The organism is Phycicoccus flavus (genome assembly GCF_004025965.2).
GTDB lineage: Bacteria > Actinomycetota > Actinomycetes > Actinomycetales > Dermatophilaceae > Phycicoccus > Phycicoccus flavus.
This window is the reverse complement of record NZ_SAYU02000001.1, coordinates 161611-187356: the sequence shown is the minus strand read 5'-3', so window position 1 is coordinate 187356 and position 25746 is coordinate 161611. Positions and strand designations below refer to the sequence as shown.

Annotated in this window: 16 protein-coding genes; 8 read left to right on the top strand and 8 right to left on the bottom strand. The window is 75.1% G+C overall.

Features of this window, described 5'->3' with window-relative positions; all coding sequences use genetic code 11:
• Positions 1-11 precede the first annotated feature (11 nt).
• The 7 genes from EPD83_RS00835 to EPD83_RS00805 form a co-directional block, all read right to left on the bottom strand.
• Complete coding sequence (locus EPD83_RS00835; protein ID WP_128365001.1) at positions 12-3221, bottom strand: fibronectin type III domain-containing protein; 3210 nt, start codon at positions 3219-3221, stop codon at positions 12-14.
• Positions 3222-3226: 5 nt separating this feature from the next.
• Positions 3227-6355 (bottom strand): CBM96 family carbohydrate-binding protein, encoded by a 3129-nt coding sequence (locus EPD83_RS00830; RefSeq protein ID WP_164896034.1) that lies wholly within the window; start codon positions 6353-6355, stop codon positions 3227-3229.
• A complete protein-coding gene (locus EPD83_RS00825; RefSeq protein WP_205859355.1) occupies positions 6352-7659 on the bottom strand; it encodes a glycosyltransferase in 1308 nt (435 codons plus the stop codon). The genes EPD83_RS00830 and EPD83_RS00825 overlap by 4 nt, the downstream gene beginning before the upstream one ends.
• Positions 7656-8270 (bottom strand): sugar transferase, encoded by a 615-nt coding sequence (locus EPD83_RS00820; protein ID WP_164896035.1) that lies wholly within the window; start codon positions 8268-8270, stop codon positions 7656-7658. The genes EPD83_RS00825 and EPD83_RS00820 overlap by 4 nt, the downstream gene beginning before the upstream one ends.
• Positions 8271-8600: 330 nt before the next feature.
• Positions 8601-9434, bottom strand: a complete 834-nt coding sequence (locus EPD83_RS00815) for a phosphotransferase (RefSeq protein WP_128365006.1) — start codon at positions 9432-9434, stop codon at positions 8601-8603.
• Positions 9424-10554: a cellulase family glycosylhydrolase gene (locus tag EPD83_RS00810; protein WP_128365008.1), complete on the bottom strand. Its 1131-nt coding sequence runs from the start codon at positions 10552-10554 to the stop codon at positions 9424-9426. The genes EPD83_RS00815 and EPD83_RS00810 overlap by 11 nt, the downstream gene beginning before the upstream one ends.
• On the bottom strand, positions 10551-11456 hold the full coding sequence (locus tag EPD83_RS00805; protein ID WP_128365010.1) for a hypothetical protein: 906 nt from the start codon (positions 11454-11456) through the stop codon (positions 10551-10553). The genes EPD83_RS00810 and EPD83_RS00805 overlap by 4 nt, the downstream gene beginning before the upstream one ends.
• Positions 11457-11660: 204 nt before the next feature.
• Here EPD83_RS00805 and EPD83_RS00800 point away from each other — a divergent pair, with 204 nt between their 5' ends.
• Genes EPD83_RS00800 through EPD83_RS00780 form a run of 5 tightly spaced genes read left to right on the top strand, consistent with a single transcriptional unit; the run spans position 11661 to position 18754 of the window.
• Entirely contained in the window at positions 11661-12593 is a 933-nt protein-coding gene (locus EPD83_RS00800; protein WP_128365012.1) for a YveK family protein, read from the top strand.
• Positions 12590-14743: a glycosyltransferase gene (locus EPD83_RS00795; protein ID WP_128365014.1), complete on the top strand. Its 2154-nt coding sequence runs from the start codon at positions 12590-12592 to the stop codon at positions 14741-14743. Before EPD83_RS00800 ends, EPD83_RS00795 begins: the two co-directional genes overlap by 4 nt.
• Entirely contained in the window at positions 14740-16245 is a 1506-nt protein-coding gene (locus tag EPD83_RS00790; RefSeq protein WP_128365016.1) for an O-antigen ligase family protein, read from the top strand. The genes EPD83_RS00795 and EPD83_RS00790 overlap by 4 nt, the downstream gene beginning before the upstream one ends.
• Complete coding sequence (locus tag EPD83_RS00785; protein WP_164896037.1) at positions 16242-17819, top strand: oligosaccharide flippase family protein; 1578 nt, start codon at positions 16242-16244, stop codon at positions 17817-17819. Before EPD83_RS00790 ends, EPD83_RS00785 begins: the two co-directional genes overlap by 4 nt.
• Positions 17816-18754 carry a sulfotransferase family protein gene (locus tag EPD83_RS00780; protein WP_128365019.1) on the top strand — a complete coding sequence of 313 codons (939 nt, stop codon included), beginning with the start codon at positions 17816-17818 and terminating at the stop codon, positions 18752-18754. Before EPD83_RS00785 ends, EPD83_RS00780 begins: the two co-directional genes overlap by 4 nt.
• A gap of 16 nt (positions 18755-18770) precedes the next feature.
• Here the strand turns inward: EPD83_RS00780 and EPD83_RS00775 are convergent, their stop codons facing one another.
• Entirely contained in the window at positions 18771-19598 is an 828-nt protein-coding gene (locus EPD83_RS00775) for a D-hexose-6-phosphate mutarotase (protein WP_128365020.1), read from the bottom strand.
• Between the two features lie 291 nt (positions 19599-19889).
• On the opposite strand from EPD83_RS00775, the gene EPD83_RS00770 reads away from it, so the two are divergent.
• The 3 genes from EPD83_RS00770 (at position 19890) to EPD83_RS00760 (ending at position 25527) form a co-directional block, all read left to right on the top strand.
• Positions 19890-21335 (top strand): sensor histidine kinase, encoded by a 1446-nt coding sequence (locus tag EPD83_RS00770; RefSeq protein ID WP_164896038.1) that lies wholly within the window; start codon positions 19890-19892, stop codon positions 21333-21335.
• The gene (locus EPD83_RS00765; RefSeq protein WP_235950270.1) at positions 21332-22057 is read left to right on the top strand and encodes a response regulator; all 726 of its coding nucleotides are present in this window, start codon (positions 21332-21334) and stop codon (positions 22055-22057) included. The genes EPD83_RS00770 and EPD83_RS00765 overlap by 4 nt, the downstream gene beginning before the upstream one ends.
• A gap of 212 nt (positions 22058-22269) precedes the next feature.
• A complete protein-coding gene (locus EPD83_RS00760) occupies positions 22270-25527 on the top strand; it encodes a PxKF domain-containing protein (RefSeq protein ID WP_128365024.1) in 3258 nt (1085 codons plus the stop codon).
• The last annotated feature ends 219 nt before the right edge of the window (positions 25528-25746 follow it).

The following is a 25746-nucleotide window of genomic DNA, read 5'->3' as shown; positions in this document are numbered from 1 at the left end:
GCCCGCCGGGCTCAGCGGACCGGACCCAGCTCCAGGTCGAGCGAGATGTCGCTCGAGCTCGGCTGGTCCTGGTGGACCTCCACCGCGACGACGTTCCGGCCGGGGACCAGGGCGCTCGCGGGGACGTCGACGGTGCGCCACAGGTTCTCCTCGCTGCCCGCGATATAGCGCAGCGCCCGGGTCTGCGAGTCGATCGGCCCGGTGGGCAGGTTGAAGCGGTAGACCTCGCTGCCGTTGACGTAGACGACGCAGCCGTCGTCGACGAGCAGGCGCATCCGCAGCGCGGTGACGTCGGCGGTGGTCGGGCCGATGTCGACGGTCGTGCGGCCGTAGGCGGTGACCGGACGCGGGGCGGTCGCCCACTGCAGGACGGTGGCCTCGTCGCCGTCGCCCACGCCCCACTGGCTGGGCCCGCGCTGCCACGAGGAGTCGTCGTAGGTCGGGGCCCGCCAGGCCGTCCCGAGGTCGGCGCCGGTGCCGTTCATCCGCCAGGTGTCACCGCTGAGGAGCAGGGTCCGGGTCCGGACGGTGAGGGTCGCGCTCGGCGCGCTCGACCCGTTGCCGTTGCTCGCGAGGACCCGGTAGTCGTAGGTCAGGTCCGCCGAGAGGCCGGTGTCCTCCCAGCCCGTGCCCGTGACGGTCGCGACGGCCGTGCCGTCCCGCTGGACCGTGTACGACTCGGCGCCGGCGGCCGGCTGCCAGGACAGGGTCGCCGCCGTCGAGGTCACGGCCGACGACGCGAGCCCGGTGGGGGCCGGCGGCGGCGCCGCCGGGGCGGCCGGGGTCGTGACCGAGGCACCCGGCCCGGGCGCGCTGGACCCGGCGTCGTTGGAGGCGACCACCGAGTACGTGTACTGCGTCTGCGGAGAGAGCCCGGAGTCGAGGAACGAGGTGCTGGACGTCGTGGCCACCGCCGTGCCGTCGCGGCGCACGGTGTACCCGGTGGCGCCGGCCACGGCGCTCCAGCCGACCTGTACGCTCGTCGAGCTCGGGGCCGTCAGGACGGGTGCGGCCGGGCTCGCGGGCGGGGCGGGCGCGGCCGACGTGGTCACCGACACCGCCGCGCTGGGCGCGCTCGCCCCGGAGGCGTTGCGGGCGAGCACCCGGTATGAGTACTGCGTGCTCTCGGTGAGGCCGGTGTCGGTGAACGCGGGCGAGGCCACCGTGGCGACGGTGGTGCCGCCCCGCTGGACGTCGTAGCCCGTGGCCCCGGCCGCCGAGCCCCAGGTGAGGTCCACCGAGGACGACGACGTCGCCGTCGCGGTCAGACCGGTCGGGGTCGCCGGCGCGGACTGCGGCGTGTACTCCACCCGCGCCGCGTAGCTGACGTCCGACGAGGAGGACGACGCGTTGTGCACCTCGACGGCGAGGACGTTGGCGCCCTGGACCAGCCGGCCGCCCGGGACGGCGTAGGTCGACCAGTCCATCTCGCCCGTGCCGCCGATGCCCGACGACGCGAGCGTCGTGCTGGACACGGTCCCGTTCGGCATGTTCTCGCGGACGAGCTCCGAGCCGTTGAGGTACACGACCGCGCCGTCGTCGACGAGCAGCCGCAGTCGCTGCCCGGACACCGCCGACAGGTCGGGGATCGTGAACGCGGTGCGGAAGTAGTGCGCGACACCGAGGGGACTGATGAAGGTGTCCTCGTCGCCGTCACCGTAGCCGAGCTCGCCGGCGCCCACGGACCAGCCGGAGTCGTCGTAGCCCGTCGTGGTCCAGGCGCCGGACGGGGCGTTGCCGGTGGACAGGAACCGGACCGGCGTCGTGTGGCCGACGAGCAGCGAGCGCGCGGCCTCGGTGGTCACCGTGACCACGCCGCTGGCATCGCCGGCGTTGCCCGAGGTGTCGACCGCGCGCACCGTGTAGCGGTACTGGGTGCCGGGCAGCACCGTCCGGTCGCGGAAGAACGGCCGGTTGACCTCGGCGACGGGCTGACCGTCGCGGTGCACGACGTAGTGCGACACGGCGACGTCGTCCTGGGACTCGTTCCACGACAGGCTGACCTCGTCCGACAGCGCGGCGGGGGCGACGACGGAGCCGGGCACCGAGGGCGGCGAGGTGTCCGCGGGGTCGGGGACGACGGAGAACGCGGCGTACCGCCGGGTCGTCACGCCGTCGACGGTCTCGAAGTGCCCGCCGATACCGAACCGCGACCCGTCGAGGGTCATCGCCCACACGCCGGACCAGCCGAGGACCCGGGCGGTGACGTCCGGCAGGACGGCCCCGCTCAGGGCGTCGAGGACGACGACCCCTGCCCGCGGGGACCCGGCGAACGCGGTGTCGAAGTGCCCGCCGGCGTACAGCTTGCCGTCGCGCAGCCGGAGCACCTGGACGTCACCGTCGCCACCCGCCCACCAGCGCTCGAACCCCGTGGCCCGGTCAAGCGTCGTGACCCGTCCGCCAGGTCCCCCGACGGCGAGGTGGACGAGGTCGTCGGTGACGACGACGTCGAAGACGTAGCAGGGGTTGTTCGCGTCGTTGCACGACGAGCGGGGGACCCACGAGGTGACCGCCCCGCTCGTGGCGTCCACCGCGCCGGCGAACTCGCGGGCCGCGCCGGACAGGGTCGTGAAGGTGCCGCCGAGGTAGGCGGTGGCGCCGGTGGGCCCGAAGGCGACGGACCGGATGCCGCTGTTGGCCCGGGGGTTCCACGCGCCGACCGCCGCGCTGCCGGGGTCGAGGGTCGCCCCGCGCCCGCGGGACTGTCCGCCGACGGTCGAGAACGAGCCGACCACGTAGAGCTGCCCGTCGTGCAGCGCGGTGTCCCGGACCTGCCCGTTGGTGTCGGCCCGCCACGAGGCGACCGCCCCGGAGGACAGGCCGACCCGGGCCAGGTTGCCCCGGGCCGTCCCGCCCACCGCGGTGAACGACCCGCCGACGTAGACGCTGCCGCCGTCCGGGGTGAGCTCGAGCGACCACACGGCACCGTCGACCGCCGGCGCCCAGGGCAGCAGCTCGCCGGTGGTGAGGCTCACCGCGGCGAGACCGTAGCGACGGGTGACCGACCCGTCCGGGCCCCGCATCCACGAGAAGTCCCCGCCGAGGACCATCGTGTCGCCGGCCCGCACCATGGCGTAGGTGTGCCCGTTGTCCGGGCGCCAGGAGGCGAGGGGGGCGGGGTCGACGACGGCGGCGGCGCCCGGGGCGAGCGCGGTTCCGGTGGCGGCGAGGATCGCCGTGGTGAGGACCAGGACCGCTGCCCGCAGGCGACCGCCGCGCATCGCCGTCAGCCGATCAGCACGGTGAGGGCGGGAGACCCGGACGGGGCCTCTCTCGTGTCGAACTCGGCGTTGTCCGCGCCGGTCCCGACGACGGCGAGGGTGAGGTCCTGCCCGGCGTACGCGCTGAGCGTCGCCGGGTCGAGGGTCACCGTCCGGTTCTCGTCGACCCCGATGCCCGCGAGCGTCCCGGCGACGGTGCCGGACACCGCCGGCCGGTTGGCCCAGGTCATCGTCGACTGCGACCAGGAGGAGTCGGTGACGACCCGGATCTCCTGCGTCTCGGTGGTCGACGCCCAGCTGTTCGCCGAGGACGACAGCGCCAGCGTGGCGCTCTTCAGCGCCTTGCCCGCCGGCACCGTCGGCACCCGGAACTTCAGGTAGGAGACCTGCTCGGAGGTCCCTCCCCGCGAGCGCATCACCCAGCTGGCGCCGTAGTTCGTTCCGGTGCTCGTCGAGTTCACCCAGGTGTCCTCGAGCGGCGCGAGCGCCTGCGGGGTCGGGGGCGGCTCGGTCACCGTCACCGAGGCGGCCGACGAGGCCGCGCTGACGTTGCCGCTGGGGTCGACGGCGGCGACCTTGTAGTACCAGGTGCCGGCGGCCACGCCCGGGTCGACGGTCGACAGGGCGCCGGTCCGGGCGACCTGCGAGGCGTCGTCCGCGGTGAAGCCCGCCGACGTCCCGCGGTAGACGCGGTACTCGGCCACCGAGTCGTCGTCGGTGGAGGCGTTCCACGACACCGTGACGTCCTGGCCGTTCGCCGCGGCCGAGACCCCGCCGGGGACCGTGGGCGGCTGGGTGTCGGCGACCGGCCCGCCCGCGAGCCCGTAGTGCCGGGACACCTGGCCCGGGGTCATCGGGTAGGTGTAGAGCGCGAACTGGTCGACGGTGCCCGAGAACCAGTCGCTGGACGGACGCGAGGGCCACCCGCTCAGCGAGTCGCCGCCGAGACGCCAGTACCCGTTGAGGCGGGCGATGGTGTGCGCGTCGGGGTCGGACCCGACGGCCTTGCCGTCGACGTACAGCACGGTCCCGTTGAGGGAGTCGATGGTGGCGACGACGTGGTGCCACCTGCCGTCGTTGAGGCCGCTGCCGGAGAACAGCGTGCGTCGCTGGTCGGACGCGACGCCGAAGGCGACCCGCCCGTCGTTGGTGAGGTAGACGACGCGGTCGGTGCTGCTCGAGGTGCCACCGGTGCTGCGCGAGTTGCCCATCCCGGCCAGCCGGCCTCCCAGCGACGACGACGTCGAGAACCACAGCTCGATGCTTGCCTGCTTCTTCGCCCACTCCGCGGTCTGGTCCGCCAGGGCGGCGCCGCTGAGGCCGCTCAGGGAGACCGCGGTGCCGCCGAGGCCCGTGACGCCGGGGCGTCCGAGCGTCGCCCGGGAGCCGACGGAGAGGGAGCGGCCGGCGACGACGTCCCGCACCGTGCTCGAGCCGGCGCTCTCGTCCAGCGGGTAGGACAGGCGCGCGCCGTCCTTGGCCGGGACGTCCCTGGGCGCGGTGGCGCTGCTCGGGACGACGACCGTCGTGGCCGGCGACAGCGGCCCGACCCGGCCGTCGGGATCGACGCCGCGGACGGCGTAGGTGTGCGTGGAGCCCGGCACGACGCTGGAGTCGGTCCAGGACATCCACCCGGGGTACCAGGGCTTGGTCTCCATCGCCGTCGAGTAGACCGGCGCGGAGGTGTTGCCGTCCTTGACCACCTGGTAGGTGACGGTGCGGCTGTCGCGGTCCTCGCCGGTGGACCACGTGACGGTGGCCCGCCCGGGGACCGAGGAGTAGGCGATCGGGGCGTCGCCGCGGCGCGGGGCCGACGGCACGCCGCCGGCGTCCTTGTACGCGAAGCGGGTGAGCCCCTGCTGGGGGAGGTTGTCGTTGACGAGGGTGAACTCGCCGCCGATCCACAGCATGTCGTTGCCGACCGTCGCCATCTCGCGCGGGCCGTTGCCGTCGTCGGTCTGCGGGGTCCAGTTCAGCAGCTGGAACTTGCCGTCGCCCACGGGGACCTCGGCGCGCAGCTTGTAGCGGCGGGAGGTCTCGGGGTCGGTGGACTGGTACTGCTCGGTGAAGCCGTCGACCATCCCCGAGCCGCTGGCGGTCGACCCGCAGTTGTGCGAGTGCGAGCCGGCGTAGACGACCCCGCGGAGCACGGCGACGGAGTGCGAGGCGCCGAGGCAGTTGTCGAAGTGCTGGCGCACGCCGGCGCTGTCGTACTGGTCGATGCCCTCGTTGATCGAGCCCGAGGCCTCGCCGGCGACGTAGAGCGAGTCACCGAAGACCTCGATGTCCTCGACCCAGGCGTTGGTCGCGAAGTTGTTCGTCGCGTTGAACGACGTGATGTGCGCGCCGGTGTCGAGGGTCACGGCCGAGAGGCGCCGCGGGCCGGTGCCGTCGATCGTGGAGAAGTTGCCGCCGACGACGAGCTTGGAGCCGTCCGGCGCGACCTTGAGCTTGCGGACGGTGTCGTCGGCGGACGGCGCCCAGGGCAGCGTCTCCCCGGTGGTCCGGGAGAAGGCCGCGAGGCGGCTGCGGACGCTGCCGTCGGACAGCTTGCTGAAGTTGCCGCCGACGTAGACCGTCGTGTTCGTCGCGGTGACGGCCATCGCGCGGCCGTAGATGCCGGCGCGGTAGACGTCGGTCATGGCGCCGGTGGCGGTGTCGAAGCCGACCAGGCCCATCCGCCACTGGCCGTTGACCTGGGTGAAGTCACCCGACATGTAGAGCGTCCTGCCGTCGGGCGTGACGTCCATGTCCCAGACCGTGCCGCACTCGCGCTTCCCGCCGCCGACGGAGGGGCAGTTGGTGTCGGTCGAGGAGCTGACCGTGCCCGAGAACGTCGGGTTCCACGGCAGCAGCGCCCCGGTGCGGGCGTCGAAGGCCGCGGCGAACCGCCGCGAGACCTCCTGGGTCCCGGGGGCGGCACCCGGTGGCCGGACCGTGGTGAAGCTGCCACCGACGTAGGCGACGTCGCCGACGACCTGGATGGCCCAGACCGTGCCGTTCGTCTGCCACGTGTCGAGCGGCGTGGCGGTGAGTGTCTCGATCCCGGCATCCACTGCGGATGCCTGAGGGGCCGGGACGGTGATGACCATCGATGCGGCTGCGAGCAGCACGCACGCGAGACGACGGATCATCGAGATCCTCCTGCGGGAACACCCCCGACCGAGGTCGGGGTGAGGTGGTGCACGTCGGGACGAGGCGCCCGGTCGTGGGCCGGCGGCACGGGCCGCTCGGTGGTGCCCGGGGCCGTCGGCAGAACCGACGGGGGACGGGCGGAGGTCGCCGCGCGAGAGCGGGGGGCGACGGAGGGCACGACGGGGGCGTGCGTGATGACGAGCTCGCGGTACAGCCGGTCGAGGTGGTCGGCGTTGTCGGCCCATCGGGTCCGGAGGCGCTGCCGCAGGTCCGCGGCGGCGGAGGTGGCCGTGAGCGCGAGCTCCGCGCGGCGCACCAGTCCGTCGGAGATCGCGGCGGCCAGGGCCAGCGCGTCCTCGGTGGGGAGCAGTCGGGCGGGAGTACCCGTCAGGGCCTCCCGCATCCCGCCGACGTCCGTGGCGAGCACCGGGGCGCCCATCGCGGCGGCCTCCAGGGCGGCCAGCGACAGGCCCTCGTAGCGCGACGGAGCGACGACGAGGTCGGCGGCACCGCACCACAGCAGGACGTCCGTCCGGGACGCGGGCACGACGACGACGGTGCCGGGCGGGGCGAGCGCGAGGATCCGGTCGCGGTCGGCGACCGCACCGACGAGGACGAGCGTGGCGTCCGGGGCGGCGGCCCGCCAGGCCTCGAAGAGCACGTCCTGGCCCTTCTGGTGGCTGACCCGCGCGGCGCAGACGACGACCGCCCGGTCGGCCGGGACACCGAGCCGGGACCGGGCTGCGGCCCGGTCCAGCGGCGGCAGCGCGTCGGGGTCGACGGTGTTGGCGAGGACGTCCCAGCGGTGGGGTCTGACGCCGGCCGCCACGCCCTCGTCGACCTCGTCGGACCCGCAGCAGAGCACGACGTCGGCGCGCCGGGCCGCTGCGCGCTCCCAGGTCCGGGCCGCGCGGGCCACGGGCCCGCTGGTGCCGTGCCAGCTCCAGGCGTGCGGGGTGAGGACGACGGGCACGCCGGAGCGGCCGAGCAGCCGGCCGGCGAGCCCGGCCTTGCTGCTGTGCAGGTGCACGACGTCGGGGCGCACCTCCTCGACGACCCGGGCCAGCGCGCGCGCCTCGGCCAGCGAGGACCGGCCGGGAGACCGGGTCGCGTCCCAGCGCACCCAGCGCGCTCCCGCGGCCTGCGCCGTCGCGGCGAGGTCACCGCCCGGCGGGCAGGCCACGACGGACTCCCAGCCCCGCTCGGCGAGCATCGACACGTAGCCGGTGACGGCGACGGCGATGCCGGCGGTGACCGGCTGGGCGACGTGGAGGACCCGGGGCGACGGAGGAGCGCTGCTCACATGGCCCCCCGGCGCCAGAGGACGGCCGGGACGGTGAGGAGCAGGATGCGGAGGTCGAAGGAGAGCCCGCGGCGGCGCACGTATTCGAGGTCGAGCTCGAGGCGCTCGTCACTGGTGGTCGAGGAGCGGCCGGACACCTGCCAGAGGCCGGTGATCCCGGGCAGCACCCGCTGCCGCTCCTCCGCCGAGTCACCCAGCGCCTCGACCTCGGCCGCGACGAGCGGCCGGGGTCCGACGAGGGACATCTCGCCGGTGACCACGTTGAGGAGCTGTGGCAGCTCGTCGACGGAGGTCTTCCGGAGGAAGGCACCGAGCCTGGTGATCCGCGGGTCGTGGTCGATCTTCACGAACGGCCCGTCCGCGTAGACGTTGCCGACCGCGGACAGCTCACGGAGGCGGGCCTCCGCGTCGTTGACCATGGTGCGGAACTTCCACATGCGGAAGCTGCGGCCGTGCGCGCCGACCCGGGTGTGCCGGAAGAAGACCGGGCCCTTGGAGTCGAACTTGACCAGCGCTGCCACCACGACGAACGGGATGAGCAGCACGAGCAGTGCCACGGAGGCGATGAGAAGGTCCAGCACCCGCTTGACGACACGTTCGAGACGTGTCACCACCGGATGTGGACGTGCGGCAGCCGGATACGCCGGCCTGGAAATGAGGTCGTCAATAAACGCCACGATGAAGCTCCCCCTGCAAGAGCGGTGTCGCGGAAGCCCCCATAGTGCACGGTTCCCGGACGGCCACGCAACCGGCCCGATCGGACCATGTGGACGAGCCGTTCCCCGTGACGAGGAGGCGATGTGTGGTTGTCGTGAAACAGGAACGAACGCTCCCGCGCCGTGATACACGCGCAGTCGTCGTCCTGTCTCGACGGTGGTTAACCGCTTGCCGCAGCGGATTATTCCCGGACGTGGAAAACCCGGTCCGAGGGCCTTCCGGGCTCAGGTGATGAGGACGGAGGCCAGCCGTTCGCCCTCGGGGACAACGCGGCGAGCGTGATCCACGTCATCGGAATTTCTTTCGGCGGGCGGCGCGGCGAGGTTCTCCGCGAGCAGCCGCAGGCTCAGGTGACGGACGAGGACGGCCAGGTGGCCATGGGCCGCGGCCGGCACGACCGCCTCGAGGTGCGCCACCGCGACGGCCCGGTCGGCCGGGTCCGTGAGCGTCGACCAGAGACGCACGTGGTCGGTCCACCGCGGGTGCGTGGAGAGGAACTCCCAGTCGACCACCGAGACGCGGTCACCGTCGGCGAGGACGTTGCGGCGGTAGAGGTCGCCGTGGCCCGGGGCCTGGTCGGTGAGCGCCGCCGCCGCGGCTCGCGCCGCCCGGAACCGGCGCAGCGGGAGCCCGCCGACGGCGGACCGGGCGACGCGCGCGACGAGGGTGCGCTGGTCACCGCGCCACGTCGACGCCGGCACGGTGGGCAGGGGGGCCCGGCAGGCGGCGACGGCGTCGGCCGCCGCCAGGGCCGCGCGCACGGCGCCCGCCCCCCGGCAGGAGACGCCGGGAGCGCGCGCGGTGAGCATCCAGCCGTCGCCGGCTCCGACGGCGAGGACGGCCGGGACGGGGACACCGGCCTCCGCGGCCCACCGACGCCCGGCCACCTCGGCCGCGACGAGCCGGCGCCCCTCGGCGGAGGTCGCGAGGTCCAGCAGCACGGTGTCGCCGGTCCAGCGCCGGACGGGGCGCGGCGGCCCGGGCTTGCGCACCTCCCGCAGGCCGTCCGGGTCGGGACCGGCCGCGCGGACGGCGGCCGCGACGTCGTCAGGGAGCATCCGCGCAGTCCCCCACGGTGACGCACCGCAGGGCGTACCAGGCCGGCTTGCGCGAGCCGTCGGCCCGGAGGAGCCCGAACGAGTCCTGGTGCACGTCGCCGAGCGCGGTGTCGCGCACGGTGTACCAGAACCAGCCCTTCACCTGCGGGTAGCGCTCGGTGACGAGGCGGACGGAGTCGTAGAGGTAGGCGCCCTGGTCGACGGGGCTCACGCCGAGCGCCCACACCTCGGCGTCGGCGTCGTTCTCGTGGGCGGACCAGCCGACCTCGGTGAGCCAGACCGGCACCGTCGCCTCCCCGTGCTCGCGCATGAGGACCATGAGCTCGTCGAGGTTGCGGAACCGGTACTTCGACCCGTCCGGCGGCGCGCCCGGCGGCAGGTCCCCGGGGCTGGGGTAGGGGTGGACGGCGAGCACGTCGTAGGACCCCTTGGCGCCGGCGGCGTAGAGCTCCTGGAGCCACTCGAGGTCGACGTACTCCAGCCCGCCCATGACGACCTCGGCCGTCGGGTCGGCGGCCTTGACGGCGGGGTAGGCCGCCCGCAGGAGGGCCGCGTACGCCCTCGCGTCCGGCGGGTTCCAGAACCGCTTGCCGTTGGGCTCGTTCCACACCTCGTAGGCGTCGACGTCGTCACCCCACCGGTCCGCGACCCACCGCAGCGCCCGGGCGTACGCCGCCGGGTCGGGGTGGGCCGCCTTGCCGTCGCCGCCGGTGGCCCAGCCCGGCGCCCAGTAGAAGGTGAGCAGGACCTTGAGTCCCCCGGCCCGGGCCGTCGTGATGGCCTCGTCGACGCGCCGCGCCCCCCAGTCGGTGTCGTACCGGTCCGGTCCCGAGGGCTGCAGCGTCGCCCAGGCGACGTCGAGCCGCACCCAGCCCGCCCCGGCGCCGGAGACGGCGTCGACCATCTGCCGCCGGTCCGCCTCCTCGACGCCGTCCCAGAGGGCGGTGTACTGCACACCGACGACCGGCGGCACGTGCGCCAACGGGGTGGCGGACGCGCGTGGGGTGGGCCCGGCGTCCCGGGCGGCCTCGGTCACGGCCTGCCCCGTGTGGTGCACGGCCACCCCTCCGAGCAGCGCGACGGCCATCGCGCCGGCCACGGCGATCAGGCGCCGGCTCACGGCACCTCGACGCGGGTGCGGGTGATCCGCACGGTGTCGACGGAGGCCGGCAGGCCCTCGGTCGTCGCGATGAAGGCCGTGCCCGCGTCGGCGTAGGTGATGGCCTCACCCTGCCGGCTCGGGGGCAGCGGCACGGTGCGCGGCGTCCCCCCGACGAGCGCGGCGGCGATGTCGCCGTCGACGACGTCGTACTCGTAGGCGTCCCGGTAGGTGCGCAGGACGGCGAAGACGCCGGTGGACGACACCGCGGCGCCGGTGACCAGCCGGTCGCGCGAGGCCCCGCCGGGGTCCCCGAGGTCCACCGTGCCCTGCCGCACGAGCGCGGTCCGGTTGCCGTCCACGAGCGGGCCCGGCGTGACGAACACCGTCCCGGGACCGAACTCCTCCTTGGTGACGAGCACCGCCCGTCCGTCGACGCCGACGAGGAGGGCCTCGGTGTCGTGCCGTCCGCTCGGGTAGTCGAGGACGACGACCTTCGTCTGCTGCGTCGTCGGGTTCCACCCGATGAGCTGCACCGCGAAGCGTGGCGCCCGGTTGCCGCCGGTGTCGGCCATCCAGAGCCAGCCGTCGGGCGAGGCGACGAGGTCCTCGACGTCGCGCACCCGCACCTTGCGGTCCGTGAGCTGGGGCAGCAGGTCGACCGAGCGCGTCACGCGGCAGGCACTGTCGACGCGGTACAGCGTCGCGCCCTTGTCGTTGACCATCCACAGCTCCCCGTCGAGCTCGGCGGTGCCGCTGATCTCGGGGAGCCGGGGGTCGGTGATCTCGCACCGCGGCGTCCCGGCGGCGTACGTGGTCTCCAGCCGGGTGGCCGCCGCCCCGCCGCGGGTCCCGAGCACGACGGCCCCGACGGCGACCGCCGCGACGAACACGGCGGTGACGACGACGGCGACGACACGCATGAGCGCGGGAACCTCCTCCAGCCCGGAGGGTCACGACCGGGCGGTCTCTGCCCGGAGGGTGAGGCGGTTCCGGGCGACCGCTCCCGCGAGGGCGGCGTCCGTGGAAACGGACGTGATGGCCGGTCGCAGGCCCTACCGTGTCATGGTAACGACTAGCCGACGTGGGCCGACGGGTGTCGATGCCCGGGGCCAGAGAGGGAACCCGTGCTGCGCCGCCGCATCCTCACGAGCGCCGTGGTCGGACTGCTGCTCGCCCTGGCCGCCGGTGTGCTCGGCCAGGCCTACGCCTCAGGCCTACCCGACGAGTACACCGCCTCGACGGTCGTCATCTTCGGCTCCCGGCCCACCGAGAACGGCAGCGTGTCCGGCTCCGACTCCGTGCAGTCCGCGGCGGCGGGCTACGTCGCGTTCCTCTCCGCCCCGGCGACGCTGCGGGAGGTGGCCGAGGGCATCGGCGAGGACTCCGCGGCGCTCAAGGACGGCCTCAGCGTCACCCAGCTCCCCGCCACCGCGACCATCCGCATCGACTTCGAGACCACCGACCCCGACCGCGCCGCCCGGGGGGCCAACGCCCTCGCCTCGGCCGTCTCCACCCGCACCGTGAGCGACCCCGTCGTCTACGCCCAGGTGCTGGCCCGCGCGGCCGTCCCGCTGCGCCCGTCGGGCCCGCCGCGCGGAATCCTCCTCGGGGCCACGGTCCTCGTCGCCGTCGTCGTGGGCGTGGGCGCCGCCACCGCCACGTGGGTGCTCAGCGGGCTGCTGCTGCGCCGCCGCCCCGACCTGCTCGGCGGCGACGCGGCGGGGACGACGGAGCCCCCCGACCGGCCCGTCGTCGGCCCGGGCGGGCCGCAGCCGTCCCATCCGGAGGAGGACCGGAGCACCGACCGTGCGCCGTCGACCACCGCTGCCACGGGTGCCGCCGAGCCCACGGTCCCGGCGGACGCGCACGAGGAGCCCGCGCGGACCGAGGGGACCGCGGCGACCGCCGACGAGCCGGACGCCGAGGACGAGGCGGGCACGGAGCCCGTCCCCGCGGCCACCTCCGGAGGCGCCGCGAAACGGCCGTCGGATCCGCGGACACCACAGCGGGCCCCCCGGCGCCGGAGCTCGACCGCACGCACCCGCAAGTCCCGATGACGCCGGACGCGGGATCCCGCCCGTCGCCGGCCGACGGTGGGGACCGCGGCGCGCTGCGGGTCCTGCTCGTCGCGCCCAAGGGGTTCGTCGGCGGGGCCGAGTCCTGGCTGCTCTCCCTGCTCGACGCCGCGGGGTCGAGGCTGGAGGCGCGCGCGGTCCTTCTCGACGCCGGCCGGCTGGCCGACGAGCTGCGCACCCGCGGAGTGTCGACCACAGTGCGCCGCACTGGTCCCCGTCCGGTCGACCTCGTCGGCGCAGCGGCCGACCTGTGGGCCGAGATCGCCCGGACCGACCCCGACGTCGTCCTCGCCAACGGCGTCAAGGCGGCCGCCGCCGTGGCGCCGGTGGCGTGGGCCGCCGGCGTGCCGCTCGTCTGGGTCCGGCACGACCCCAGCTTCGACGCCACGCTCGGCCGCGCCGTCCACGCCCTCGCCTCGCGCACCGTGACGGTGACCCCGGAGGGCGCCTCGGAGGTCGAGCTCCCCGGCGCGATCGTCGTGCCCCCTCCGCTGCTCGCCGAGCCGCTGCCCCGCGAGGACGCCCTCGGCCGGCTGCGCGCGCTCGGCGTCCCCGAGGACGGTCTGCTCCTGCTCGGCATGGCCACCCGCCTCGCGCCCTACAAGGGCGTCGACACCGCGGTCGAGGCCCTGGCCCGTGAGGGTGGTGAGCGGTGGCGGCTCGTCGTCGCCGGTGTCGAGGACCCCGGGGCGCCGGACGAGGCCTCCCGGCTGCGGGCGCTCGCGGACCGGCTGGGCGTCGCGGACCGGGTCACCTGGCTGGGCCACGTCGACGGCGCCGGACGGCTCGCCGCGGGCTTCGACGCCCTCGCCCTGCTCACCCGGGCCGGCGTGCCTGGCTACCCCTCCGCCGAGGGCCACCCCCTCACGCTCATCGAGGCCTTCGCCGCCGGCACCGCCGTCGTCGCCGACCCGCGTACCGTCCCCCCGGCCAGGGGGACGTCCGCGACGGGGTGCGTCGCCGTCGACGCCACGGACGCCGGTGCGGTCGCGACGGCGCTGGGGCGCCTCACGGACCCGGACGAGCGCCGCCGGGTCGCCGACGGCGGGCGCACGGTCGACGCCGGCCACCCCCGACCGGCCGACGTCGCCGACACCGTCCTCACCGTGCTCGCCGAGGCCGCCACCCGGCCGGGGGCGGGCCTCACGGGCGGACCGGCGATCACCGTCGTCTCCACCGTGCTGGACGAGGTGGACGGGGTCGACGACCTGCTCGACCTGCTCGTGCCCCAGCTGCGCGAGGACGACCGCGTCGTCGCCGTCGACGGCGGATCCACCGACGGCACGCTCGAGGCCCTCCGGGAGCGGGCCGGCCGAGAGCCCCGCCTCACGGTGCTGTCCTCCCCCGGCGCCGGGATCTCCGAGGGACGGAACCTCGGCATCCGCCGGGCCACCACCGACTGGGTCGCCTGCACCGACGTCGGCTGCCGCCCGGTGCCCGGATGGCTCGAGGGCTTCCGTCGCGCCGCGGCCACGGGCCGCTACGACCTCGTCACCGGGGTCTACGAGGCCGACGGCAGCGGGTCGGACTGGGAGCGCGCCCTCGCCGCCGTCGCCTACCCGGACCCGCAGGAGCACCGCCGGCGCACCCCCCTGGTCCGCGCCTACGGACGCCTCTTCGGTCGCGCCTACGACGCCCGGCTGTGCACCGGCCGGTCGGTGGCCTTCACGACCGCGGCCGCCGAGGCCGCCGGCGGCTTCCCCGAGCACCTGGCCACCGCCGAGGACGTGCGCTTCGGGATGGCCGCGGTCGAGGCCGGCGCCCGCCCGGTGCTGACCCTGGACGCCGCCGTCGTGTGGGGGCAGCGTCCCACCGTCGCCTCGAACGGACGGATGTTCCGCGGCTACGGGCGCGGCGACGGACTGTCCGGCGACCCCGTGCTCGTCGGACGCAACCTCGCCCGCGCCCTGGTCTACGGCTCGCTGCCGGTGCTCGCCCTGAGCCGACGCGGGCGACTGGCCGCCGTCGCCGGCCTCGGCGCCTACCTCTCGCTGCCCCTGGTCCGCGCCCTCTCCGGGGACCGGCCGCTGCGCACCGCGGCGCTCGTCCCGGTGCTCGGCGCCTACCGCGACCTCACGAAGGCGCGCGGCTGCGCCGAGGGGCTCCTGCGCGCCCGCCGGGAGGGCTCGTGAGCGACGACCGCGTCCCGATCCTGCCGGACGCCTCGCGCGCCTCGACCTGGGTGACCGCGAGCGCCGCCGTCCTGCTCCCCCTGCTCGTCGTGGCCGTCGTCGTCTGGCAGGGACCGGTCGTGGCCCTCCTCGGCGTGGCCCTCGTCGTCGTCGCGGCCGTCGTCACCCGGCGGGCCTCCGTGGCCATCGCCGTCCCCCTGCTGGCGGCGCCCGTCGCCCTGCGGGACATCCCGGGGGCCCAGGGCGCCCAGGTCATCCACCTCCTCCTCGTCGCCGTCATCGCCGTCGTCGCCCTGGCCGTCCTCCGCCGACAGGTGCCCCTCCCCCCGCTCACCGTGGCGGTCGGGGGCGTGCTCGTCGCGGCGCTGCTCCTCGCGACCCTGACCTCGATCGACCCGTTCCGCAGCCTCAAGGTCTCGGTCAACCACGTGCTCGGCCTGCTCGTCTGCGTGGCCGCCGCGATGGTCGCGCGCCGCTCGCACGCCTGGCTGCGCGAGGTGCTGCGGCTGTGGACGCTGGCCTCGCTCGTCGTGCTCCTGCCCAACCTGCCCGCCGCCGCGGCCGGGTCCGCCCGGTTCGGCGGTGCCGTCGTCACCGACCGGGCCCAGGGCGTCTTCGCCCAGCCGAACGACTTCGGCGAGTTCTCCCTCTACTGCATCGGGGTGGCCTGGGCGTTGACCGTGGCCGCCGACCGCCGGGCCGACCGGGTCATCGGCGCCGTCGGCCTCATCGTGGGCCTCGCCGGCCTGGGGTTGTCCTTCTCGCGGGGCTCGTGGATCGGGGCGATGGCCCTCGTCGCATTCGCCTGCCTGCTCGCGCCGACGCTCCTGCGTCGCGTCGTGCCGGTGGCCGGCGGCGGGCTCGTGCTGGCCGGCGTCGGGGCGGCCCTGTCCGTCCCGCCCTTCGGGCTGCTCGCCTCCCGGTTCGGGACGCTGACCGGCGGGGTGCCCAACCCCCAGGACGACCGCCCGGTCATCTACGCGGAGGCGTTCCGCACCTGGCTCGCGCACCCCCTCCTCGGCCAGGGACCCGGCACCTTCGCCGACGTCGCCAGCGGCGCCTCGCCGCTGCTCGTCCGGCGCCCGTACATCCACGCCCACTCCGTCCCGCTCGACCTCGCCGCCGAGACCGGGGTCCTCGGCGTGCTGGCCCTCGCCGTCGTCACCGGCGTGGCCATCCACGTGACGCGACGCTCCCTCGGGGCGCTGCGGACGGCGCGCGACCTCGCCGCCGAGTCCGGGGACGAGGCCACCGCCGCCCGGGCGCGGCAGGTGCGGACCACCCTCGCCCTGCTCGGCGCACTGCTCGGCGGGGTGGCGGTGCACGGGATGATCGACGTCAACTACACCAACCCCTACCTCATCCCGATGGCGTGGACGATGCTCGGCCTCGTGCTCGGGACGGCGGCCCGCGCCGTCGACCGCGTGGGTCCGGACGGCCGCGGCGGCACCGGTCTGCGGCCCGCCCCCGCCACCGTCGACCGGCCCGCGGTGCCCGCGTGAGCACCCGGCCGGCCGCGGCGTCGTCGTCCTCGCCCGTGACCCGGCAGGTGGCCCGCGCCGGTGCGCTGACAGGCATCGGGGCGGTCGTGTCCGCCCTCGCCGGGTTCGCCTTCACCGTCGCCGCCGGCCGCACCCTGGGGACGGCCGGCGCCGGTGTCGTCTTCGTCCTCACCTCGCTCTTCACCATCGCCACGACCGTGCTCAAGCTCGGGACCGACACGACGTCGGTCCGGGTCGCGGCCCGGCTCGTCGCCCTCGGCCGGGTGCGCGACGTGCGGTCCGTCGCCTGGCGGCTCACCGCCCCCGTCCTCGTCCTCACCGTCCTCACCGGAGTGGCCGTCGCGCTGCTCGCGCCCGAGGTGGCGCGGGCGGCGCTCGGCGGCTCGGACCGGACGGCGGGGGCGGTCGCCTCGGTCGTCGCGCTCGCGGTGCTCGTGCCCGCCCAGACCCTCACCGTCGTCCTGCTGGCGCTGCTGCGCGGCCTCGGCGACATCCGCACGCTCGTCCTCGTCGACCAGGTGCTCAAGCCCGTGCTGCGGGTGGTGCTCGTCGGAGCCTTCGCGCTGCTGCTGCCGGGCGTCCTCGGGGTCACCGTCGCGTGGGCCGCGCCGGTCGCCGTCGGCATCGTCGTCTCCGTGCTCGTCCTGCGGCGGCGCCTCGGCCACGCCGAGTCCGCGGCGGGCGACGCGGTGACGGCCGCGGCCGACGTCCCCGACGAGTCCTCGGCGCGGGCGCTGTGGCGTTACACCCTGCCGCGCGCCGTGGCCCAGGCGGTCGAGATCCTCACGCTGAGCATCGGCGTCACCCTCGTCGGGCGGCTGGCCGGCGCGTCCGAGGCCGGCCTCTTCGGCGCGGTCAACCGGCTGGCCCTCGCGGGCATGCTCGTGTGGCAGGCGGTCCGCATCGTCGTCGCCCCGAACATCGCGGGCCTGCTGGCCGGCGACGACGTCGCCGGGGTCCGCCGGCTGCACCAGACCGGGTCGGGCTGGATCGCCGCGCTCGCCTGGCCCGGCTACCTCGTCCTCGCGGCGGCCAGCGTCACGGTGCTCCGGCTCTTCGGCGAGGGCTTCGTCGCCGGGGCACCCGCGCTCACGGCCGTCGCGCTGGCCATGCTCGTCCCGTCGCTCGTCGGGCCGGCGCAGTCCCTCGTCCTCATGGCCGGCTGGAGCGCGCTCGGGCTCGGGGTGTCGCTGCTGGCCCTCGCGAGCAACCTCGTCCTCATCTTCCTGCTCGTCCCCGACCACGGGGCGCTCGGCGCCGCCGTGGCCTGGGGGGTCGCCCTCGTCGTCGAGAGCGCCGCCTACGTCGCCGTCGTCCGGGCCCGGCTCGGGGTGTGGGCGATCGGACGGCCCGCCCTCGTCGCGGCGGCCGTCGCCGCCGCCACCGTCGGCCTGCCGCTCGGGGTCGCCGCGACCCTCGGCGCGGGCGAGACCGTCACGGTCCTGGTCGCGGTCGGCGGCCTCCTCGCGCACGCGGCTAGCCTCGTGCTCGTGCGACGACAGGTACGCCTCGACGAGCTCGTCGGCGCGCTGCGCCGGCGCGGGTCCGACCGCACCACGGAAGGAACACGATGAGCCAGGGCGCCACCCCGAAGGACGTCCGGCAGCTCGAGGTGCCGAGCACGCTGCGGGCGCTGAAGAAGCGCGTGCCGAAGCCGGTCAAGGACCTTGCCCGGCACACGACCCGGGCGGCGGGACTGGCGACGGCCGCGCGCCGCACCGACCCCGACTTCCTCGTCGTCGGCACCAAGCGCGGTGGCACGACGTCGCTGTGGAACTACCTCGTCGAGCACCCGGACGTGCTGCCGATGTTCCCGGCCAGCCAGGAGATCAAGTCCCCGCACTACTTCGACATCCACTACGACCGCGGCCGCCGCTGGTACCGATCGCACTTCCCGACCGAGGCCGAGCGGGACCGCCACGAGCGCCGGACCGGCAACCGCGCGCTGGCCGGTGAGGCCTCGCCGTACTACATGTTCCACCCGCTGGCGCCGCAGCGGATCGCCGCCGACCTGCCGTCCGTCCGGCTCGTCGTCAGCCTGCGCAACCCGGTGGACCGGATCTGGAGCCACTACCACGAGCGGGTCGCGGGGCAAACCGAGACGCTGTCGTTCGACGACGCGCTGGAGGCCGAGACCGGCCGCCTCATGGGCGAGGCCGAGCGGATCGTCGCGGACTCGCCGTCGTACTACAGCCACCACCACGACCTGTCGTCCTACCTGGCCCGCGGACGCTACGACGAGCAGCTGGCCGTGCTCCTGGACCTCTTCCCGCCCGAGCGCCTGCTCGTCCTGCGTGCGGAGGACTTCTACGCCGACCCGGCCGCGGAGCTGGCCAAGGTGTGCGACCACCTCGGGCTGCGGCTGCACGGCGCCGAGGCGTTCCCGCAGTACAACAAGCTGCCGCGCTCGTCCCTGCCGGAGGACACCCGGGCCCGGCTCGAGGAGTACTACCGGCCGCACGTGCGGGCCACCGAGGAGCTGCTCGGCCGCTCGCTCGACTGGTTCTGAGCCCGGACCGGCCCGGTCAGGCGTCCTCGACGGTCAGCCGGTAGGTCAGCGTGTGGGACCCGCCCGCGGGCACGGTGACGACGTCGTCGAGCACGTTGGCCGCCTCGACGCAGACGAACCGCGGCCAGGCCTCCCCGACGTCGTCGAGGTCCGCGGCCAGGTCGTCCCAGGGGTTCCACACCACCCGGCAGCTGGCGCCGTCGGCCTCCACCCGCAGCCGCCGCCGCAGCACCGGGTCCTCGACGACGACGGCGCCGGTGGTGCAGTAGACCCGGTCGGTGCGCCCGCCCAGGACGAGGTCGCCGGACTGCACCTCGTCCTCGTCGGTGACCTTGTCGTGGTAGCGGGCGCCGTCGAGCCCGGTGACGACGGCCTCGCGCACGTCGCCGACCGCGAGGTAGGCGTGCAGGGCCTCGCCGACGACGACGTCCTCGTCGCCGGTGTTGTGCGTCGTCAAGGAGATCGTCAGGGTGTCGGCGAGCACGGCGGTCAGCTCGAGCCGGTACGGATGCGGCCAGGCGGGGTGCGTGGCCTCGGCGTCGGTGAGCCGGTAGGACACCGTCGTGCCCGACGCCTCCGTCGTGGTCCCCACGTGCTCCCACACCGCGTTCCGGGCGAAGCCGTGGCTCGGGGCGTCGTCCGTCGGGCCGGGTCCGAACCAGGGCCAGCACACCGGGATGCCCGCGTGCGGCGGGGTCCCCGCGCGGGGCGCGACGTCGGGGTGGACGAAGAGGACGGGCTCGCGGCCGTCCGGCGCCCAGCGCAGCACGAGCGCGCCCTCGTCGAGCAGCTCGCCGGTGCAGGCGGGCCCGTCGACCTCGCGGGCGTGGGGGGTGTCGGTCATCCTCCGACCCTAGGCACCCGGGCGACCCGGTGCACCTCTGGCGACCGCCCCATCCGATGACCGGGACCGCGGCGAACCCCTGCTCGTGCGGACGGCCGGGGTTGCGTCGACTCGTGCCCCTCGGGCGGTCCGCGCCGTTAGCCTGACCGGGCACGACGACGTGCCGCGTCGCCGGCGTCCCGGGCCGTCCGGACGCGGCACCGCGATCCGCCGGGGTCGCTCCGCCCGGGGCGGCGCGACAGGAGGGGAGCCGATGGCAGGGGTCGCAGCGACCGGCCGGGACCGGGCATGGTGACCCGCGGCCCGGGCCCGCTGCCGGCGTGGCTGCCCGTGGTCGTCGCCACCGTGGCCGGCGTCGTCACGACCCTCCTCGTCCTCCTCGCGCCGACCGTGCCCGCCGCCGTCCGCGCGCCCGACCTGCACGTCGCCATCGAGACCGCCAACGTCCTCGTCGGTCTGCTCGTCGCCGTGCTCGTCCTCGGCCGCTACCAGCAGGACGGCCGGCTGCACCAGCTGCTGCTCGTCGACGCCCTCGTCGTCCTCGCGGCGGCCAACCTCGCCCTCGGGGCGGCAGCCGCCATGGAGGAGTCGGCGGCCGTCGAGTCCCTGCGCTGGGCCTCGGTGCTCGGCCGCCTGCTCGGGTCGGCGCTGCTGTGCGCGTCGGCGCTCGCGCCCACCGGCGCCCGCCTCACCCGGCCCCGGGCCCGGGTCCTCCAGGGCGTGCTGCTCGTCACCGCGGTGGCCGGCGCGCTCGCGCTGCTCAGCGGGCGGCTGCCCCCGCCGGTGCTCGTGCGCGTCGTCGCGCCGGACGGGGCGACGACCCTGGACGTGCACCCGGTGGTCGTCGTGAGCCAGGCCGCCGGTCTCGTCCTGCTCGGCATCGCCGCCGTCGTCTTCACCCGGCGCGGGCTGTCCACCGGCGACCGGCTGACGCTCTGGCTCGCCACGGGGACGATCCTCGCCGCCTGGGCCCGGCTGCACTACCTGCTCTACCCGTCGCTGCTGTCCGACGTCGTCTACACCGGGGACGCGCTGCGGGCCGGGTTCTACGGCTGTCTGCTCGTCGGGGCCCTCCAGGAGATCGAGGGCTACTGGCGGCTGCGGGCCCGTTCCGCGGTGCTCGACGAGCGGCGCCGCCTGGCCCGCGACCTGCACGACGGCATGACCCAGGAGCTCACCTACATCCTCGCCCGCTCCCGCACCCTCGTCGCGGGCGGCACCCACGACGAACGCACGCTGGTGCGCATCGAGGACGCCGCCGCCCGCGCCCTGGACGAGGCCCGCCGCGCCATCGACGCTCTCGACCGTGAGGACCCGCGCTCCCTGGCCGACGAGCTGCGCGGGCTCGCCGCAGACCTCGCCGGCCGGCACGAGGTGGCGGTCGAGGTCGACGCCGCGGACGGGCCCGCCGGGGCTCCTTCGCCGGGCGCCGTGGACCAGCTGCTCCGGATCGTCGCCGAGGCCGTGACCAACGCCGTCCGGCACGGCGGGGCGCGGCACGTCCGGATCGCGCTGGTCGAGGCGGAGCCGGCGGGGGCCGCGGACCCCGCCGCCCCGGCCGCGCGGCTGTCGGTGAGCGACGACGGGTCCGGGTTCTCCCCCCGGGCGGCCCGTCGCCGGCGCGGGCAGGGCGGCTACGGCATGACAAGCATGCGGGAGCGGGCGGCCGCGGTGGGCGGCACGCTCGAGGTCGTCTCGGCACCGGGCCGGGGCACGGACGTGACGGTGACGTGGTGACTCGGCCCGAGGACGAGGACCGCCGGGACGACGCCGGGGCCGCGTCCGCCGACGCCGAGGACCGGGCGGGCGGGCCGCTGCGGGTCGTCATCGCCGACGACCACGCCCCCACCCGCGGCTGGGTCCGTCAGGCGCTGGAGGCCGGCGGCTGCGTCGTCGTCGGCGAGGCCGCGGACGGCGCCGGTGCCGTCGACCGGGTGCGCGAGGCCGTCGCCGCGGGCGGGCTGGACGTGGCCCTGCTCGACGTGCGGATGCCCGGCGGCGGCGTCCTCGCGGCCTTCGAGGTCACCCAGGCCCACCCCGACGTCGCCGTCGTCATGCTCACCTCGTCGCGGGGGGACGAGGATCTCTTCGGCGCGCTGCGGGCCGGCGCCTCCGGCTACCTGCTCAAGGACATGGACCCGGCCCGCCTGCCGGACGCACTCGCCGGGGTCGTTCGGGGTGAGGGGGCGATGCCCTCCTGGCTCGTCCGGCGGGTCATGGAGCAGTTCCGCACCCAGCCGCCGCGCCGGCTCAGCCGCTGGTCGCGTCCCGGGACCGCCAAGCTCACCGAGCGGGAGGCCGAGGTGCTCGACCTCATGGTCGAGGGCCGCAGCACCGACCAGATCGCCGCCGCGATGTTCGTCGCCCCGGTCACCGTCCGCACCCACGTGCGGGCCATCCTCAAGAAGCTCCGGGTGCCCGACCGCGAGGCCGCGGTGCGGCTCGTCCGCGGCGACTGACGGTCCTCCCGCCGTCCGGGGTGGCCGGCGGGGACCGACCGTCGCGAGGCGCGTGCGCCCGAGCCGCGTTGAGGAATCTCAACACCCCTCCTCACGCATTCCGTGGACGTGTGCCCCCGGGGGTTCTTACGGTGAGGCGGCCGGCACCAGGACCGGCGTCGATCCTTTGCAGCAGGGGCAGAGCACACATGCGAATCAGACAAGCACTCGTCGTGGCGACCTCCGCCATGACCCTCCTCCTCGTCGGCGGGACGCCGGCCTTCGCCGACGACGTCTCCAACGGCCTCGACGGCACCGTGGACGCGACCGTCGAGGTCATGACCCTCGTCCCCGGCGCCACCGGGTCGACGACGATGCGTGTCATCCCGGCCAACAACGACGGCAAGAGCGGCTGCAACCTCACGGGTAGCACCGTCCTCACCGCCGCAGTGGCGTCCTCGAACACGGCGGTCGCGACCGTGACGCCGGCCTCGATCACGTTCGCTGCCTGCAACACCGAGTACCCGGTGACGGTCAAGGCGGGGACGACGAGCGGCACGGCCCGGGTGACCCTCACCCAGACGGCCAACACGACCGACGGCACCTTCTCCCTCGCCCCCGCGACGTTCGACGTGGTCGTCACCGCCCCGGCCAAGAGCGCGACGACCACGACGCTCTCCTGCGCCGCCCCGGTCGTCTACTCCGGCTCCGCCCAGACGCCGTGCTCGGCCACGACCACCGGGACGAACGGCTTCACCGCCTCGCCGACGCTGGCCTACTCGGCCAACACCGAGGCCGGCACCGCGTCGGTCACCGCGACCTACGCCGGTGACGCCACGCACCTCGCGAGCAGCGACACCAAGACCTTCACCATCGCCAAGGCGTCCAGCACGACGACGCTCACCTGCAAGGACGTCACCTACACCGGTTCGTCGCTGCAGCCCTGCTCGGCCACCGTCACCGGGGTGGGCACCGGCCTCGGCACCGCGACGGTCACCTACACGAACAACACCGACGCCGGCACCGCGAGCGCCGACGCCGTGTACGCCGGCGACGCCAACCACACCGGGTCCAAGGCCGGCCAGACCTTCACCATCGGCCAGGCCGCCGCGACCTGCACCATCACCGGGTTCACCGGCACCTACGACGGCAAGGCCCACGGCCTCAGCGGCTCGTGCACCGGCGCCGGCGGCGCGGTCGTCGGCAGCGTGGACCTCGGCGCCACCCACACCGACGCGGGCAGCTACGACGTGCCGTGGTCCTTCTCGGGCGGCACGAACTACGCCGACCAGACCGGCACCGTCGCCGTCACCATCGCCCGCGCCCAGAGCACCACCACGGTCACCTGCCCGAAGGCCGTCACCTACGACGGCTCCGCGCAGACCCCGTGCTCCGCGACGGTCACCGGCGCCGGCGGCCTCTCGACGACTGCCGGGGTCACCTACGGCGCGAACACCGACGCCGGCACCGCGACCGCCTCGGCGTCCTACGCCGGCGGCAGGAACCACGAGGCGAGCAGCGACTCCGCGTCGTTCGTCATCACCAAGGCCCCGTCGACGACAACGGTGACCTGCCCCGGCGACGCCGTCGAGTACACCGGCTCCGCCCTCACCCCCTGCTCCGCGGCGGTCACCGGCGTCGGCGGTCTCTCGACCACCGCACCGGTCTCCTACTCGGACAACATCGACGCGGGGACCGCGCACGCGGGCGCCCTCTACCTGGGCGACACGAACCACTCGTCGTCCTCGGACGCCACGACCTTCACCATCGCCCCGGCCGCCTCGCTCGTCACCGTGACCTGCCCGGGCGGGCCGTTCACCTACACCGGCAAGGCGCAAGAGCCGTGCTCCGCGGACGTCACCGGCGCCGGCGGGCTCGACCGGCCGCTGACCGTCACCTACTCCGGCAACGTGAACGCCGGGACGGCCACCGCCTCCGCGTCCTACGCCGGCGACCGCAACCACGTCGCCGCCACGGGGTCGAAGGACTTCACCATCGCCAAGGCGTCCTCGACCACCACGGTCACCTGCACCGGTCCGGTCACCTACACCGGCGGGACGCAGAAGCCCTGCACGGCCTCGGCGAGCGGCGTGGCCATGGACGACGTCACCGGCCTGGAGGTGACCTACGCCGACAACACGAACGCCGGTGAGGCCACCGCGACCGCGACGTGGGACGGCGACGACAACCACAAGGCGTCGACCGGCACGGCCGTCTTCACCATCGCCAAGGCCGGCTCGACGAGCACGATCAGCTGCCCGGAGAGCCGCGTCTACACCGGGTCCCCCCTGACCCCGTGCACCGGCGCCGTCACCGGCATCGGTGGGCTCGACGAGAAGCTCACGCCCTCCTACGAGAACAACGTCGTCGTGGGCACCGCGACGGCCGGCGTCACCTACCCGGGCGACGTCAACCACGACGGGTCGAAGGCCTCGACGACGTTCGCCGTGACGAAGGCGCCCGTCGACGTCACCATCACCTGCCCCGGGTCGGTCGTCTACAACGGCACCGCGCAGACCCCCTGCTCGGCACTCGTCACCGGTGCCGGCGGCCTGAGCGAGTCCGTCCCGGTCGCCTACCCGAACGACGTCACCGGGGCGGGCACGGTCTCGGTGTCGGCCGCCTACGAGGGCGACGCCAACCACCAGGGCGGCTCCGCCACGGGCTCGTACGTCATCGCCCAGGCGCCCTCGACGGTCGTCATCGTCTGCGACGGTCCCTCCGTCTACACCGGCTCGGCGGTCACGCCCTGCGCGGCCACGGCCCAGGGCGTCGGGATGTCGGCGGTCACCCTCAGGGTCGACTACACCGGCAACGTCGACGCCGGCACGGCGGGCGCCTCCGCCACCTGGGAGGGCGACCGCAACCACACCGGCAGCACGAAGTCGGTGCAGTTCGCGGTCGCCAAGGCGACCTCGAGCACCGTCGTCACCTGCCCCGCCGGGCCGTTCCCGTTCACCGGGTCGCCCATCACCCCGGCGTGCACCGCCCGGGCCACCGGGGCCGGCGGTCTCGACGTGGCGGTCACCCCGGTGACCTTCGCCAACAACACGGCGGTCGGCACGGCGACGGCGTCGGCGAGCTACGCCGGCGACGGGAACCACACCGGCTCCTCGGGGTCCGCGACCTTCTCCATCGCGGCGTGGAACCTCAAGGGCTTCTACCAGCCGGTCGACATGGGCGGCGTGCTCAACACCGTGAAGAACGGCTCGACGGTCCCGCTGAAGTTCAACGTCTTCTCCGGAGGCAGCGAGCTGACCGCCACCTCGGCCGTGAAGACCTTCACGCAGACCAAGATCGCCTGTGACGGCTCGGCGGCCGAGGACGCCATCGAGGTCACGACGACCGGTGGCACCTCGCTGCGGTACGACGCGACGGGCGGCCAGTTCGTCCAGAACTGGCAGACGCCCAAGACCGCGGGTGTCTGCTACCGGGTCACGATGACCACGCAGGACGGGTCGACCATCTCGGCGCAGTTCAAGCTCAAGTGACGCGCTGAGCCCATCGTGGCGGGGTCGGGTGCTTGCAGGGGCACCCGGCCCCGTCCACTGCGTCCGGGGCTGGGTTCCCTCCAGGGACTCAGGCCCCGTCCGCGGTGTCCGACAGGCGAGGGGTCGCGGCGCGCGACACCGGGCGGGTCCGGTGCCGCGCGTCGCGACCCCTCGTCCGGACGATGCCCCCGTCCCCGCGCGTGGGGACGGGGCCTGACC